Origin of the sequence: Paenibacillus sp. FSL k6-2145 (genome assembly GCF_037976585.1) — a bacterium.
In the GTDB taxonomy this organism is placed as follows: domain Bacteria; phylum Bacillota; class Bacilli; order Paenibacillales; family Paenibacillaceae; genus Paenibacillus.
In genome coordinates this window covers 4414798-4430831 of sequence record NZ_CP150267.1, presented here as the reverse complement: position 1 = coordinate 4430831, position 16034 = coordinate 4414798, and the positions used below count along the sequence as shown (strand labels likewise).

The window sequence follows — 16034 nt, the reverse complement described above, 5'->3', positions numbered from 1 at the left end:
TGCAGAAAGGCAAGACATGTTTCCTAATCTGCTCATTTCTAACTTCCAGAAGGCTTGAACGACAACGCCTCTTCGCGATATTCACTCGGGGTCTTGCCGGTATGTTTTTTGAACAGTCTGCTAAAATATTTCACGTCCTCGTAGCCGCTGATGGCAGCGACTTCACTGACCTTCGCTGGAGACACCGCCAGCATATCCATCGCTCTTCGTATACGCATATCGGTGACAAAATCACCGAAGGTCACACCCATTTCTTTTTTAAACAGCTCACTGAGGTGACCCGGATGCAAATGAACATGTCCAGCTACCTGCTGCAGATTAATATCCTGCGCCAATGAAGATTCAATATAACCGATAGCCTTCTGCACATGAGCAGCCTGTCCCTGACCCATTCGGCTATGATAGATATGCATCAGACCATACAGATGATGGAACAGCATATCCCCGAGGTCACCAGCTTCAGCATCCGGTTCCGGCAACCATGGCTCGAGCCTTGCGGGTTCTTCACGCCCTGTGGCTCGCATTGTGCGAGTCAGCCAGCGATGACCTACAATGACGGCTGAGTGCAGACAAGCATTGAACGATTCTGGTGTGACCTCCGGCTCTGTAATCAAATTAGCCACAAGTTCCCGCGTCCATGTCGTTAACGTGACTGAATCATTATCCAGCAATAATGTACCAAGTGTGGTCTCCTCTTCGTGCGTAAGTACAGTTTTACCACCTTGGCGATCCTGAACATGCTCATAATGCCATACTTTATAATCCACCAAACCCCGATATCGGAATGCAGCTGACGCAGTACTGTAGCTTTCGTGCAGATCTGCATATCCACGCACAGGCAGACCTACCGCTGCGCGCAGGGTACACTTCAGTAATTGCTCCACCCGACGTAATGCACTCTCCAGCCTGAACGTAGTTTCATGTTCCACAGGCGGCCATGAAACTACACAAATAATTTGCTGTTTCTCTACATGAGCAATGGCACCAGGTAACATATCCTCCAGGGTATTCTGCACCGCAAATCGTAATAGCGCATCCGAGGATCGATCCCAACCCTCTGCTCGAAGAATAATGACTTGTCTGAGAATCTGTTCATCATCAAGGCCACCAACCCCTGCCTCTTTTCCAACATCAGATCGCAAGAATGAAGGAAAATGGCCCGAAGCGGTGTCACCATCAATGATCCACCCGGCAAATAACCGCTCTCGATTCTCCCGCATAAGCTGTCCCTCTCTGGACTTCTCTGCCCAACGTTCCGAGATTCGCTGTTTGGCCTGTAATACGGTTTTGATGATCTCTTCCGGCTTACTTGTTTTGAGCAGATAATCTGTAACACCTTGGCGAATCGCCTGTTGGGCATAAGAAAAGTCATCGTATCCGGACAAAATAATGACCTCCAGCTCAGGTAACAATCGCAGGCCCTCTTCAGCCAGTTCGAGTCCCGATCTGCCTGTCATCCGAATATCGGTCATCAGGATATGTGGACGTTCCTCAGCCAAACGTGTTAACGCCTCCTCTGCCGAGGCAGCAGGTTGAAGAAGTTCAATTCCGAGTTCATGCCAAGCGATAACGCTGGCAAGCCCTGTACGGATAATCACTTCATCATCAACAATTAATAGTCTCATGGCGAACCCTCCAAGATTGGAATGGAAAACGAAATCCGGGTACCTCCCCCAACCCTGCTGTCTACTTCAAGCTGTGCATCCGCTCCATAATGGAGCAGCAGTCTCTCATTCACATTGCAGAGCCCATAACCGCCTTGGTTTAGCTGTTTTTCCGGCTGTTTTCCCTTCCATTCCCTAATGCTTATCCTTAATTGTTCCAGCCTGTCCGGCTCCATGCCGACACCATCATCCAGCACCAGCACATTCATCTGTTCATTATCCGGGTCCTTGCGAATCATTATGGTGATGGTGCCCACGCCTGTTTTGGGCTGAATGCCATGAATCATGGCATTCTCAACGAGCGGTTGCAGCAATAGCTTCAGCATCATTCGCTTCTCAAGCGCTGGATCTACGATATAATGCAACACGAATTGATCAGGGAAACGAATCGACTGCACACGCACATAATGGCGAATATGAGCGATCTCCTGTTCCACAGGGCAGTAATCCTGACCATTGTTCAAGCTGATACGTAGAAAATCACTCAAGCCCTCAACCATATCCGCGATCCGCTTCTCTTCAGACATCAAGGCAATCCAATGAATCGAAGAGAGCGTGTTATAGAGAAAGTGCGGGTTAATCTGCGCCTGAAGCACTCGAAGATCTGCCTCTTTTTTGCGAGCTTCACCTCGAATAACCTCTTCCTTCAATAACTGAATATGTGCACCGAGCAGATTGTAACTCTCCCCAAGCCTGCCAATCTCGTCATCACTTTCAGACCGAAACAGCGGAAGAGGACGCTCCGGATCAATTCGGGACAGATGTCTGGTAAGCACACGAAGCGGCCTCGTCACACGCCGCACCGTAAACCAGACCAAGGCAGCACTGATCGCAGCAGACATTGCAACGGCGCAACCGGTCAGAATAAGAATGTACCGATTCTCGGACTTGTACTGGTCATAGGGAACCGTTCCAACCAACGTCCACCCCGTCAATTCTTCGGGATAATAGAGCAACGTCCGTTTATCCTCACCACTACCATATGTGGTTGTTCCGCTACCACCACCCTGAATTAACGTTGTGACTCCTGGTTCGGCCTGCTCCAGCTTAAGTCCAAGCCGGGATTTGTCCATTGAAGACAGAATCTCTCCAGAACTGCCGATGAGCTCCAGTCTGCCTTGCCCTCTGCCTAATCCCAGAGCGGCCCATCCCTTGGATATGGCCTTCTCATCCAGACTAATGGCTAACCAGCCGATGGGTCGATAATCATGGATACTGCGGATTGGCCGAACCAATGTGATCACATTTTGAATACCCGCGTAATTCTGCACCGGGTATACCCCCGTCCATTGTTTGACTGCTTCACCGCTTGGAACAGAGGGATACGACAGGTTGGATTCATTGGATTCATACCAGGTAGCGGTTGACAATGTGGCATCAAAACGTCCCGGATATATGGCGATGTTAGCGATATATTTCTTGGAAGCCGCCAGATTGGTCATTCTGCCCAGGATATCCACCCGGTCCAGCTCATGATCTTCATTGTGGCTAAGATACTGCTGGATGTCCCGTTCTCCAATCAGGAAAATCGATAGGTTCTCGGCATCTTGCAGCATATAACGAAGATTCGCTTCCACCTGTTTCAGTGTATCCATGCCGGACAGTTTTGTTTTTTGCTCTGTAATGCGGGAAGAGATCAGAAAGGCGAACAGGCCCAAGGCCAGCAATGGCACAATCATTGAAGCCGTCACGACGACCGATAGCTTCCTTTGTAACGAAGATGTGAGCCAGCGTGCCAAACGTTTCTCCTCCTCTGGATGCGCTTTCGCTTATCCTTTGACAGCTCCTGCTGTCATGCCTTTCATAACCTGTTCCTGGAATATGAGATACAAGATAATGGTTGGAATGACCGACAGGGTCATGGCAGCAAGCGTTAAGCCGTAATCGGTTTGATACCCATCCGCAAAGTTCGCAATGGCCAGCGGTAACGTTTTCAATCCGGTTTTGTTGATGAACACAAGCGCAAATGAAAAGTCATTCCATGCATGCAAGAAACTTAGGATCGTAACCGTAGACAACGCTGGGACGGACATCGGTAACATGATCCGGGTAAACAGCCCCCAAAGTCCTGTTCCATCAATAAAAGCTGCCTCTTCAATATCACGTGGAACACTTGTCAGATAAGCAGTAAGCACAAAAATTGCCGTAGGCAAAGCAAAAGCCGTATAAGGTAATATTAAGGCCCAGTACGTATTTAGCAAAGACATCTGTTTCATTAAAATAAATAAGGGGACAAGTGTACTATGGATCGGAATGAGCATACCAACAACAAAGAAGGTCATGATTAACCCTTTCCAGCGAAACTGGAAACGAGCCAGGATGAACGAAGCCAACGCTGCAATAAACAGCGTTAGAATAAGTGACCCCACCGATACGATTAGTGAATTGCCAAAAGCGGTCCCCAGCCTGGAGCTTTCCCATGCATTGCTAAAATTGGCAACATTCCAGTTTTCCGGCAGTCCGAAGGGCCTGCTATAGAAATCTTCATTTGTTTTGAATGCACTAATCACGAGCCAGTAGAACGGATACAATGTTAAAATACCATAGACCGTTAGCAGCGTCCAAACAATTCCGCTACGTAGGCGGCGAACCGGATGGCCCGAGCTGCTTCGTGGTGATGGCATGGATACAGGTGTCACGCGCATGATAACTCCTCCTCTCTATTGATTCTCTTTTCGTTTGCGACTGGTTAACCACTGGCTTGTTCCGATCAGCAGCAGGGAGATCAGTACAATGGTTGTTGAGATCGCACTACCAAAACCATATCGGTATGTTGTAAAGGTGGAATTGTACATATACGTTGCAAGCAGTTCCGTCGCATGTGCCGGACCACCCTTGGTCATGATGTAGACCAGATCGAATGATTTCAGACTACCCGAAATACATAGAATGATCGCTACCTGAACCGTACCCCAGATCATGGGCAGAGAGACGGATACCAGCTTCCGGATTCCTGAAGCCCCGTCTATTTTGGCAGCATCATGAATCTCGCCGGGAATATTCTGCAACGCCGAGATGAAGATAATTAGATACAACCCGACAAAGCTCCAGAGCAGCGGCGGTACCAATGAGAAAATGGCAATCTTGTCATCGGAAAGCCATTGCAGCTTCCAACTTTCAAGCCCCAGTGCGTCCAGCAGAAAGTTCAATATCCCGATCTGCGGATGATAGATATACTGCCAGATCATACCAATAACTACAGTGGATAACACCATCGGCAGAAATACGGCTGAGCGCAGAAACCGCTGTAATGGATTGCTTTTGTGTAAGATGACCGCCAGCATAAGCGCTAACGGAATTTGTCCAAATACCGACGCCAACACAAAAATAACGTTATTTTTCAGCGCCCGCCAAAATACAGGATCATGCCAGATCTCCACGTAATTATCCACACCAATATATTTGGATGCGCCGATGCCGGACCAGTTGAAGAAACCGTAGTATGCCGACCACACGACCGGTACAAATACAAACAATGCATAAATGATGACTGCCGGGGCCAACCCCAGCATAATAAAACGCCGACTGCGCAGTGCGTTCATCTGTTCACTTCCCTTCGATAAATTCCTTTACCAACTTGCAACTGACTATCCCATTCATACTTAAAACCCCTCCCCTGCCGGGAAGGGGTTTTAACGAATGCTTACTGACTAACTGCATTGGCTTGAGCCGCCTGAATTTTAGCCGCAATGTCTTCGGCCTTGCCACCCATAAGCAACTCTTGCAATGCATTATTAATAACCTCAACCGTTGCCGACCCCAGCTTGGAATCGTATACTGGCGTGATCTTCACTTCCTGCATCAGATCATATAATTCTACGAACAATGGATGTGCTTTGGTTTTGTCCAGATCAATCTTGTAACTCACCAATGTGCTGCTATCCAATGTGGCCTTCTGACCATCAGGTCCTGCCAGCGCGTAGAACAGCTCCATCGCTGCCTCTTTTTGTGCACCGCTCAGCTTTTTACTTACACCCAACCCGGTTCCTACTACACCGGATGTTGTTCTTGGCTCACCCTGACCTCCGTCCACTGGAGGAAGAATCGTAATATGTGTGTTGTTCAACACCTCTTCAGGTGCATTGTTCACCAGATTTGCCAAGGCCCATCCGCCGTTCATGACCATCGCTGCCTTACCTTGGAAATAAAGCTGCATCATCTGTGTCTCATCGATACTGTTGAATCCATCTTGGAATGCTTTGGTGTTGCCAAGCTCCTGCATCTTGTTCAAGGCTTCAATAAATTGTGGATCGGTAAAGCTTGCACCCTCTTGTGCTGCCGCTTTCAGGAACCAGTCTGTGCCGGTAATCCGATCAGCCAGTGTACTGAATATCGTTGATTGAGCTACCCAGTTGGCTTTGTTGCCAAGTGCCATGGGAATGACTTTATTTTGATTAAAAGTAGCAATCGCTTGTTCCAGTTCCGCCCAGGTCTCAGGCACTTTTACGTTGTACTGTTTGAACAAAGCTTCATTGTAATAAATGAAGGAACTCGGCGCCAGATTCATGGGCACGGAGTAGATATTCCCGTCTACGGTGTATCCGTCCAATGCATTGGGGATAAAGTTATCTTTCCACTCTGGCTTTGCGTCCAGCTCTGTATTAATGGGTTGTAACAGATCCCCTTTTACAAATTCCTTAGTCATGGCATCCGGCCACATCACGAACAGGTCTGGCATCTCGTTGGCAGCTGCCACCGTACGAAGCCGAGTTTTGAGACCATCTGTTGGCAGGCCTTCATCCACAACTTCAATATCTGGATGCGCCGCGCGAAAATCTTCAATTATTTTGCGCATCGCAACCGCCTTTGCATCCTGTCCGGTCCAGTTGTGCCAGAGAGTGACGGTTACTTTGTCATTGCCGCTGCCTCCTTCTGAAGTGTCCCCGCCAGCACAACCAGCCAGAATAATGGAGAACAATGTTATTGCCAGGAAACCCGAAAGCCATTTTTTCAACATCTCTATAATCCCCCTCGGCGATTTGAATACACTTATTGTAAATGTTAACGCTATCATACCGTAAGGTGACGATCCACGGATGCAGGGGTGAAAAATATCGGTTTCCCTGTTTGGAATTCACTTTGCTGACTAATTGTTCCTAACATATAAAAAGAGCCCTCACAATGAGAGCTCTTTCTTGTTGCAGCCGTCGGTAGCTTCACCCCAGGCTATATATAATGAATAAGTGCTAAATCGTATTAAATATGATTGCGTATTATTGGATACTGTTTTTCACCAGTTCTGCAAAAGCTTCGGATCCTTGCGTAGTGAGATGTACGCCGTCTTTTTCAAAATATTCGTCATGTCCCTCACTTGCACTGTTCCAGTCAATCAACGAGACATTGCTGTATTTGGATGCTGCCTCATTCAAAGCCCTGTTCACCGTTCGTTCCCACGGACGAGGTACGCGCACAGTAACCAGATATACCCGATCCTCATCCTTGAGATAATCAAGCACAGCATTCAAGTTTTTGGAGTTAAAGGAACCATTCGTCCCGAGCTCCAGCACCACTTTGCTGCCCATTTGGTTGTTTTGTTTCAGACCTTCCAATACATCACCTGCCTGCCACATCTGACGACCGACATGTCCGTCCACATACACTCCCGATATACTTTGCTCCAGATACGGTTTTGCATCCAATATCACCGAATCTCCAATGACGGTATAATGAATCTTGCCATCCTGGGCAGGAGGAGCCGTTTCTTCATTGTCCTGAGATGAATCAGGTGTATCATCCGTATGATCCGTATTATCGGATTGATTCGCTCCAGCGTCATCTGGTGTATCATTCTCGTTAGTCACGGAGTCATCGGCCGGCTTATCTTCAGACTGATCGTCCTTGCCAGGATTCACTGAATTGTCTTGGTCGTCAGGTTTCGAGTCTGGAGCAGACTCTCCTGTTGGCTTCTCGTTTTTCCCCGGATCATCTTTCGTTCCTGCTTCCGGTTTATGTGTATGAGCATCGTTCTTTTGGCCAGAGCCTGACGTTCCTGTAATAGCTGGCAACACATCCTGTCCCTGTTCCTCCGCCACGGAATTCTCTCCATTCAATGTGTTGGACATCGATACCGAATGGGAGTCGGAGTTCGCTGCATGTGAGACCATCATCTGGGATACCGTATAGGACAACAGCAGAATCGTCATCAACAGACCTGCCCGCTTCCACCATACGTTACGTATACTGATCGATGACCGCCCTCTTCCCCATAATCGGGACCAAGAATCACGGAATCCGTTGTACCGAATCGGATTTTCAATATATTTAAGAGACAATGAAGCCAGTACAACCGTTGCAGCAACCTGTAAAATGATTCGTACAGGATGTGCTCCTCCCGTATCCACCGCGGGATTGGTTAACATAATGACAGGATAATGCCACAGATATAATCCGTAGGATCGCTCTCCGATCCAGCGTAGTGGCTTCGCTCCAATGATACGTCCTAGGAAAGACGATGGGTGAGCCAACACCGCTACCAGCAACGTTGTTGCAATAGCCTGAAGCACCATGCCCCCTTGATACAGAAACGGATCATATTCACTGCTATTCAGCATCATGTAGATTAATAAAGCAAGCGCAGCAAGTCCCGACACATCGAGCACAAGCCGATTCATGCCAGGCAGAGAGCTCGACAGCTTACGACTAGGCCATACCACGGCAAGAGCAGCACCAGCAAGCAGTGCGAATGCCCGCGTGTCTGTTCCATAATATACACGGCTCGGGTCCAAATCTGGATTATACATGATGGCCATTGCACCAGCAGACAATTCAGCTGCAACAACAATGAAGACGACCAGCCATCCCTTTCTTTTGAACACTACGATTGCTGCGATCAGTAGAAGAGGCCATATAAGATAAAATTGCTCTTCCACAGCCAGCGACCAGAAATGTCCAAACGGTGATGGAGGGCCAAAACTTTCGAAATAGGAAACGTTGTGAAAGATATACCACCAATTGCTTATGTATAATACACCCGAAACGATATCACCACGAAGCGCAGCGAGCCGGGATGGGTCTGTACAGGCCAACCAGATCATCACCACAGCTGTCATGGTCAGCATGCCTGGAAGCAAACGCCTTACCCGTCTTACCCAGAAATCACCGAGTGAAATGCGTCCATGTTCCTGCCACTGTGACACGAGAATATCTGTAATTAAATATCCCGAGAGAACAAAGAATATCCCTACACCGAGCAGTCCGCCCGGAATAAAATCCAAATTCAGATGATACGCGATTACCGCAATTACAGCGATGGCTCGCAAGCCGTCAAGTCCGTTCATATGTCTCTTACGATTTAACGATTGTGACATGCATTCCCCTCCTTGTTACTGTGAGTCAACAACATCGGTGTTGGGGGCATAAAGGAACTCCTGATCGTTCTGGTTGTCATTAACATACGTATTGCACCTTCCATCTTTCATTTACAACATAAGAAAAGCTTCTGTTTGAAGCACTATCCGATGATGCTACATTCTGTGTGAATTCTATAATCTTAAAGAAGACGAGTTGCCTGTCCATTAAGTTTAATCATTAAAATATTCTTTATATTCATTCGTGAGTTCACGTTTAGCATTATACGCCCGAAATAAGCCTCATACTTTACAGGAATAGTTACAAACGATTAAACCGATGTAACCTTTCCTGCCAGCTCATATAGCTGTAAAATCATACTCTAATTTTGTCGTTAAATATAGTACTTTTCATCGAGTGGCTAAAATTACCTGTCCCGCTTGCGCAAACCAGCATACCCACGCACACAACGGTTGAAACAATTGAATTCATAACAAAAGGCTGCCGACTTGCTCAGCAGCCAATATCCATTATAAACCTATGTCAGACCGGATTGAAAGTTTTGCTCATAATTGCTTCTTCTTGCCTAGGACCCTAGAGGTGGAACGGGTGAATCTTTTCTTCTGTCCTCGCATCCATGATCCGGTATGTTGAACGCCCTGTGTACATTGGGATTTGCAACTTCTCCAGATCAACCATTCCATTCTCCAGAAAATACTTCTGATCCTGATATCGCTGCAACACTTCACCTGCAATCCATTCATGGTCACCATATGTCGTAATCTCCATAACCTTGCATTCATAAGCAAAATAAGCGTCTGTCAAAATGGGTACACTTACCTTGATTCCTTCCTCATATGGAATGCCGAATCTTGTGAATTTATCCGTATCTCTTCCACTGAACGTTCCTGCAGCTTGAATCCACTCCGATCGATGACCTGGTAGGAAATGAACACCGAATACGCCGCTCTTCTCAATGAGTTCATAGGAGTATGTTTCCTTACGAAGGGAGATGCCATATACGCCTGGTGATGATCCGATGTATGTATGCCATCCGGACGCCATCACATTCTGGACTCCCTCATGACGTGAAGTCACCACCGCTACCATTCCAGGATAAGAATAAAATATGGGTTCTTCTATCGGCTGACGCATCTAATCCCCTCTCTTCTTCGTTATAAAGACAATTTTAATTATAAAGTAAAGAAGCAGGTTGAAAAAGCGTTTTGCAGAGGATTTCGCTATAAGCGACACATTCAGTATCATGTTATACTGAGATGGTCAATTTCTAAAATACGATACTGGGAATGTGATAGGATATGGTCAAATCAGTCAAATATACCTCCTAAATGAAGGCATTATTCAAATTTAGGAGGTTATAACTTATGTTTAATTCAATCGTGTTAGATCAGTGGGATCGAAAGCCATACTTTGACCACTACTTGAATCAGGTCAGATGTACCTACAGCATAACTGCTAATCTGGATATCACTCTATTGAGTACCGAACTCAAGCTTAAAGGATTGAAATTCTATCCTGCTCTTATCTATATGATCTCTACGGTTGTCAATGCACACAGAGAATTTCGAACTTGTTTTGATGCCGAGGGGAAATTGGGCTATTGGGACGAAATGTCTCCGAGTTATACGATTTTTCATGAGGACGACAAGAGTTTCTCAACGATCTGGACAGCATTCCATGAAGATTTCGAGACGTTCCACAATCGTTATCTGGAAGATATGAAGAATTACAAAGATCACAAACAATTTGTTGCCAAACCCAATGAACCGCCAAATACTTTTCCCGTTTCCAGTATTCCTTGGGTGAACTTTACGGGATTTAATCTGAATATTTACAATGAGGGAACCTACTTGTTGCCTATTTTCACGATGGGGAAATATGTTCAACAGAACGATAAAGTTTACCTTCCCTTGTCTGTTCAGTTACATCACGCCGTGTGCGACGGCTACCATGCTGGCGTTTTATTTAATGAATTGCAATCACTTGCAGATCGATGCCAGGATTGGTGTTAATTAGCTAAATGACAAAAAGGCATTCCTGACTTCATGATGGAGTCAGGAATGCCTTTCTTTTTCTCTTTTTTTCAAGAGATATTTAATTGCATTTACTGTACCCACAGCTGCTGCATGTTTTGCATCCTTCCACATTCATCAGGGATGCCGAGCCGCATGAAGGACATAAATCTCTCGATTCGTTAAAGGTTTTCTGATCCTCCACTTTTGGATACGTGCTCTCCACTTGATTCTGTTCTATTAATGCTTCAGGTTCGTTCCCCTGCACATCGCTTTGTACATGACTTTCCAATGCTTTGGCGACTGCATCAGCAATCGATTCCACCCGGTTGGCCCCGAAGCCAATCGCACCCGAACCACCGATTCCCTTGAGATGTTTGATCAACAGTTCAACCTTGTGCCCATGATCTCCGTATCGCAGGAACAGAGAGCACACTCGACCGAGTGCCTCAGCCATGGCAAACACGTCCGATCCCGCTTTGCCCACGTTCAGGAAGATCTCACCCGGCGTTCCCTCCAGATCATTGATCGTAATGTAAGCCATGCCAAATGGCGTATTGATTTTGTATGTCGCACCGCGCAGTACTTGAGGACGGCTTCTGTATTGTTTATCCAGCACTGTAGAAGAGGAAGGGGTTTGCTCGGAAGAATGCGTACTAACACCGTCCTGGCTATTGGAAGTCCCATCACTTGCCTGCACTTCAGCATTATTCGGGTTTTCTATGGCAGATACGACTGTCTTCTCTTCAGCTTCTGCCGTGTTCTGATCTTCAGCCTGGGTCTCTTCCTTCTTCGACGTGGACAACACCTGCACATCCCTGCTGCCGTCGCGGTATATCGTTACTCCCTTGCAGCCTAGGTCGAAGGCCAGTTCGTACAGCTCAGCTGTATCCTCCACTGTAAAATCAGCCGGACAGTTGGCCGTCTTCGAGATCGAACTATCCACCCATTGCTGGATCGCAGCCTGCACCCGAATATGATTCTCAGCCGACAGATCCATCGCCGTCACATAATAATCTGGTAAAACTTCACCCGGATGTTTATCCAGCCAGTCTTGTGCAATCGGTACGAACTGTTCATCATAACCTAGACGGCTTTGACGGAAATACTTGAAGGCGAAATACGGCTCAATACCTGTGGATGTGCCCACCATCGTACCAGTACTTCCCGTTGGCGCCTGAGTGATCAGTGTGACATTTCGAATGCCCTGTTTACGAATGGCCTCTCCCACTTCAGGGTACGTCGCAACCATGTTTTTCATGAATCCACTCTGTAAGTACGGTTCAGCTTCGAAAGCTGGGAAAGCTCCCTTCTCTGCTGCAATCTCTGCTGATGCCAGATAAGCCTCCTTCGCCATGAATCCATACAGTTTATCCAGAAAAACAAGAGATTCAGGACTGCCATATCGTATACGCAGCTTAATCATCAGCTCTGCCAGTCCCATTGTGCCAAGTCCAACCCGGCGTTCACGCTGCTGATTCAATCTATTTTCCTCAAAATGATATGGTGTTGCATCGATGACATTGTCCAAAAATCTAGCCGAGATACGAGTGGTTTCCGCCAGTTCATCCCATGCCACATCATGATTTGTTTCATCGTAGAATTTGGACAAATTGATTGCTGACAGATTACATACACCCCAGGCAGGCAGACCCTGTTCCGCGCAAGGATTAGTACAGATGATCGGATTGAAATACCAGCTGTTGGACATCTGGTTATAGTACTCCATGAATACCACACCAGGCTCTGCCGATTTCCAGGCTGATTCAATAATGGTATGCCAGATTTCGCGAGCCTTCAGCGTACGATAGTGCACCACCGAATGACCTGCGGCTTTCCATTGCTGCATATCCCCGTTCCACTCGGTGTCGTAGTCCGGATCGTTCGTATCAGGGAAAACCAAGTCCCAATCTCCGTCCTGCTTGACAGCCTCCATAAATGCGTTGCTCACACATACAGACAGATTGGCATTGGTCACCTGCCCCATCGTTTGTTTCACGGTAATAAAATCAAGCACATCCGGATGCCAGTCATTCATCATCAGCATGAGCGCACCCCGGCGGCTTCCGCCCTGTTCAATCAGTCCAGTCGTATAACTGAACAATCCGCCCCACGATACGGAACCGCTGGATGATCCGTTGACACCTTTCACCACCGCTCGGCGAGGACGCAAAGAGGACAAATTAATGCCAACACCCCCACCACGTGCCATAATTTCCGTCATCTCGGTCAAGGTTCTCATGATGCCACCCCGACTGTCTTGCGGAGATGGAATGACATAACAATTGAAGAGTGTCAACTCATCGCTTGCCCCCGCACCCGCAGCAATTCGGCCTCCGGGTACTAACTTCCAATCCTCCAACACAGAGCGGAACTTGGACTCCCACGTTGCCCGCTTATCGGCTGTGGATTCGACAGAAGCCATGGCTTTGGCAAGACGGTCCCACATCTCTTCCGGTGTTTTTTCTATATTAAGTGTCAGTTTCTCCACGTTTGTCTCGAGGATCTCTCCGCTTCGAGTCCTTACTTGTACAAGCTGGCCCTGTCGTTCTATGATTTCGCCCACTTCCTTGGTTGGGAACTTGGGATCATCCTTCGTTAATACCAATACCACATCTCCGACCTTGGCATGATTCGAATCAGCGTCCTTCCAAGCGTATCGGTCCAGAAATATTTTTTCGCTAAGTCCTTCTAATTGATGCGATCGTTGGTTTGATTTCATCGCTACGTTCAACCTCCCCGAATAACGCTACATTTTCACTACAAGAGTAAATTATGATAAAACACCACATATAGTGATATAAATTCAGTATAATACACCATATATTGATTTCCCATATGACTTTTATCACAGTCCATCTTCATAGACTCCCTATACTCGGACAAGCTTCTTCACACACCCTCATACGCATGAATACGACATCTGTGAATTTTTTGGCACAGAAAAAACATGTGCCTTCACTAAATTTCTGGGTTCAATATAAGTTAAACTAATCATTTGCACGTCAACGGAGAGGACAGAAAAAACCTGAAAAAGCGAAGCGTTCGCCTAAAAGCTTTCTGAAAGAAAGCTGCATCGAAAGCATACGCTATCCCCGGATTTCCCCTCCAGAAAAGGGAATCAAAGAAATCTGGGGATAACAGCGATTGGAAGGTTGTTCTGTCATCGTAGTGTTCGTGCAAATAAACTGTAGTTCAACTTGTATAGTTATGAACTGACTCTCATTCGTCCATACTATTACCTACGAATAAAACGTCATCACGTATGGCAGGGGAGGAAGCACAATGAACCGGAAAAACCCGCACCACATGAATCAACCAGTAGCCGAACTGCCCGTTCCGTTGGAATTTGATCGAAGCTGGATTAATCAATTGGAATCACGACTGGATAAAGGAGGTCCTTGGGGGGATTATCGACTCTTCCAACTGGGCATTCAAGCCGAAGAGACCAACCTGATTCCCAATTTTGACGAGATCCAGTGTTTGAAACATCTACAAGGCCTTACTCCACTTCCTCACCAGATGGACACTGCACGCAAAGTATTATTTGAAATGTCAGGCCGGGCCATTCTCGCCGATGAGGTGGGTCTTGGCAAAACCATTGAAGCCGGTCTCATTCTGAAAGAATATATGGTTCGAGGTCTCGTATCCAAGGTACTCATTCTCGTGCCAGCATCTCTTGTGTTGCAATGGGTACGGGAGTTGAATTCGAAATTTGGCATCCCTGCGATTGCCCAGAAAAAGGCCTATTCCTGGCAGAATGAAGTGGTTGTTGCTTCCATGGATACAGCCAAACGGGACCCGCATAAAGATATGCTGCTGAATACTGATTACGACATGATTATTATTGACGAGGCACATAAGCTCAAAAACAAGAAAACAACCAACTATCAATTCATGCTGAAATTGCGCAAAAAGTATTGTCTGCTGCTGACAGCTACACCTGTGCAGAACGATATGAGTGAATTGTTCAATCTGATCAACCTGCTGAAGCCCGGTCAACTGGGTCGTCAGGGTGACTTTGCGGCCAACTTTGTCGTAGACAAGCGGGTTCCGAAAAATCAGGAACAGCTTAAAAACGAGTTATCCAAAGTCATGATTCGTAACCGTCGCGGCGAAGGCCCCGTTCAATTTACCAAACGGAACGTCTCCAACGTGAATCTGCAATTATCGCCCGAAGAACAAGCGCTTTATGATGGTGTGACTTCCTTTGTTAAAGACCAGTACCAGGAAGCTGGCGGCAATCTGAGCAGCATGCTATCCCTTGTTACATTGCAGCGGGAAGTGTGCAGCAGTCGGGATGCCGTGTTCGTGACACTGGTTAATCTGTCGAAGAAACTTCCGCTGGACTCTCCCCTTCGGGACAAAATTTGGGAACTCGTGGCCCATATTAAAGCGATCAAGGAGAATACCAAAGCGGAAAAAACGATGGAACTGGTTCGGAACATGAATGAAAAAGTAATTATCTTCACCGAATACCGGGCCACGCAGGAGTATCTGCTAAACTATTTCCGCAACAATGGACTTACAGCTGTACCCTATCGGGGTGGCATGAATCGAGGCAAAAAAGACTGGATGATGGATCTCTTCCGCGGGCGTGTGCAAGCCATGATTGCAACCGAAGCGGGTGGCGAGGGCATTAATCTGCAATTTTGCCATCATATGATCAACTTTGATCTGCCTTGGAACCCTATGCGGGTAGAGCAGCGGATCGGTCGGGTACACCGGCTTGGACAGCAAAATGACGTGAACATCTTCAATTTATCTACGAGCGGAACCATTGAGGAACACATTCTGAATCTGCTGCATGAGAAGATCAATATGTTTGAGATGGTGATCGGCGGGCTGGATGTCATTCTGGAACGGCTGGAGAAGAAGGAATCAATTGAGAAAAGTTTGTACAAAATCATGTTGGAATCACAAACTGATGAAGATATTCGCCGTAAAATGGACTCACTTGGAAAATCGCTGAACTCCATTCAACGCGAGGTTGCCGATGAAGGCCCTGCCGTATCCGGGTTGTTAGATCTTCGCAAAGGAGGTAGCTAAC

At 46.9% G+C, this 16034-nt stretch carries 10 protein-coding genes; 2 read left to right on the top strand and 8 right to left on the bottom strand.

Going from position 1 to position 16034, the window contains the following annotated elements; translation table 11 throughout:
* Positions 1–38 precede the first annotated feature (38 nt).
* The 7 genes from NZ043_RS19770 to NZ043_RS19740 form a co-directional block, all read right to left on the bottom strand.
* On the bottom strand, positions 39–1625 hold the full coding sequence (locus NZ043_RS19770) for a helix-turn-helix domain-containing protein (RefSeq protein ID WP_133384258.1): 1587 nt from the start codon (positions 1623–1625) through the stop codon (positions 39–41).
* A complete protein-coding gene (locus NZ043_RS19765) occupies positions 1622–3403 on the bottom strand; it encodes a sensor histidine kinase (RefSeq protein WP_133384257.1) in 1782 nt (593 codons plus the stop codon). Before NZ043_RS19765 ends, NZ043_RS19770 begins: the two co-directional genes overlap by 4 nt.
* 30 nt (positions 3404–3433) lie before the next feature.
* Positions 3434–4288 (bottom strand): carbohydrate ABC transporter permease, encoded by an 855-nt coding sequence (locus NZ043_RS19760; protein WP_165980265.1) that lies wholly within the window; start codon positions 4286–4288, stop codon positions 3434–3436.
* Positions 4289–4324: 36 nt separating this feature from the next.
* Positions 4325–5206 carry a sugar ABC transporter permease gene (locus tag NZ043_RS19755; RefSeq protein WP_091032136.1) on the bottom strand — a complete coding sequence of 294 codons (882 nt, stop codon included), beginning with the start codon at positions 5204–5206 and terminating at the stop codon, positions 4325–4327.
* A 101-nt stretch (positions 5207–5307) separates the two neighbouring features.
* Positions 5308–6621: an extracellular solute-binding protein gene (locus NZ043_RS19750; RefSeq protein WP_289391932.1), complete on the bottom strand. Its 1314-nt coding sequence runs from the start codon at positions 6619–6621 to the stop codon at positions 5308–5310.
* A gap of 256 nt (positions 6622–6877) precedes the next feature.
* Positions 6878–8971 carry an acyltransferase family protein gene (locus NZ043_RS19745; RefSeq protein ID WP_133384254.1) on the bottom strand — a complete coding sequence of 698 codons (2094 nt, stop codon included), beginning with the start codon at positions 8969–8971 and terminating at the stop codon, positions 6878–6880.
* 574 nt (positions 8972–9545) lie between these two features.
* Complete coding sequence (locus tag NZ043_RS19740) at positions 9546–10106, bottom strand: flavin reductase family protein (RefSeq protein ID WP_100529326.1); 561 nt, start codon at positions 10104–10106, stop codon at positions 9546–9548.
* Positions 10107–10336: 230 nt separating this feature from the next.
* Here NZ043_RS19740 and catA point away from each other — a divergent pair, with 230 nt between their 5' ends.
* The gene (catA, locus tag NZ043_RS19735; RefSeq protein WP_133384253.1) at positions 10337–10984 is read left to right on the top strand and encodes a type A chloramphenicol O-acetyltransferase; all 648 of its coding nucleotides are present in this window, start codon (positions 10337–10339) and stop codon (positions 10982–10984) included.
* A gap of 82 nt (positions 10985–11066) precedes the next feature.
* Here the strand turns inward: catA and NZ043_RS19730 are convergent, their stop codons facing one another.
* Entirely contained in the window at positions 11067–13706 is a 2640-nt protein-coding gene (locus tag NZ043_RS19730) for an adenosylcobalamin-dependent ribonucleoside-diphosphate reductase (RefSeq protein ID WP_133384252.1), read from the bottom strand.
* A gap of 563 nt (positions 13707–14269) precedes the next feature.
* On the opposite strand from NZ043_RS19730, the gene NZ043_RS19725 reads away from it, so the two are divergent.
* The gene (locus tag NZ043_RS19725; protein ID WP_133384251.1) at positions 14270–16033 is read left to right on the top strand and encodes an SNF2-related protein; all 1764 of its coding nucleotides are present in this window, start codon (positions 14270–14272) and stop codon (positions 16031–16033) included.
* The last annotated feature ends 1 nt before the right edge of the window (position 16034 follow it).

Excerpts from the sequence above, each read along its gene's own strand:
- NZ043_RS19770 (WP_133384258.1), bottom strand. The coding sequence starts at position 1,625 with ATGAGACTATTAATTGTTGATGATGAAGTGATTATCCGTACAGGGCTT.
- NZ043_RS19760 (WP_165980265.1), bottom strand. The coding sequence starts at position 4,288 with ATGCCATCACCACGAAGCAGCTCGGGCCATCCGGTTCGCCGCCTACGT.
- NZ043_RS19755 (WP_091032136.1), bottom strand. The coding sequence starts at position 5,206 with ATGAACGCACTGCGCAGTCGGCGTTTTATTATGCTGGGGTTGGCCCCG.
- NZ043_RS19750 (WP_289391932.1), bottom strand. The coding sequence starts at position 6,621 with ATGTTGAAAAAATGGCTTTCGGGTTTCCTGGCAATAACATTGTTCTCC.
- NZ043_RS19745 (WP_133384254.1), bottom strand. The coding sequence starts at position 8,971 with ATGTCACAATCGTTAAATCGTAAGAGACATATGAACGGACTTGACGGC.
- NZ043_RS19740 (WP_100529326.1), bottom strand. The coding sequence starts at position 10,106 with ATGCGTCAGCCGATAGAAGAACCCATATTTTATTCTTATCCTGGAATG.
- catA (WP_133384253.1), top strand. The coding sequence starts at position 10,337 with ATGTTTAATTCAATCGTGTTAGATCAGTGGGATCGAAAGCCATACTTT.
- NZ043_RS19730 (WP_133384252.1), bottom strand. The coding sequence starts at position 13,706 with ATGAAATCAAACCAACGATCGCATCAATTAGAAGGACTTAGCGAAAAA.
- NZ043_RS19725 (WP_133384251.1), top strand. The coding sequence starts at position 14,270 with ATGAACCGGAAAAACCCGCACCACATGAATCAACCAGTAGCCGAACTG.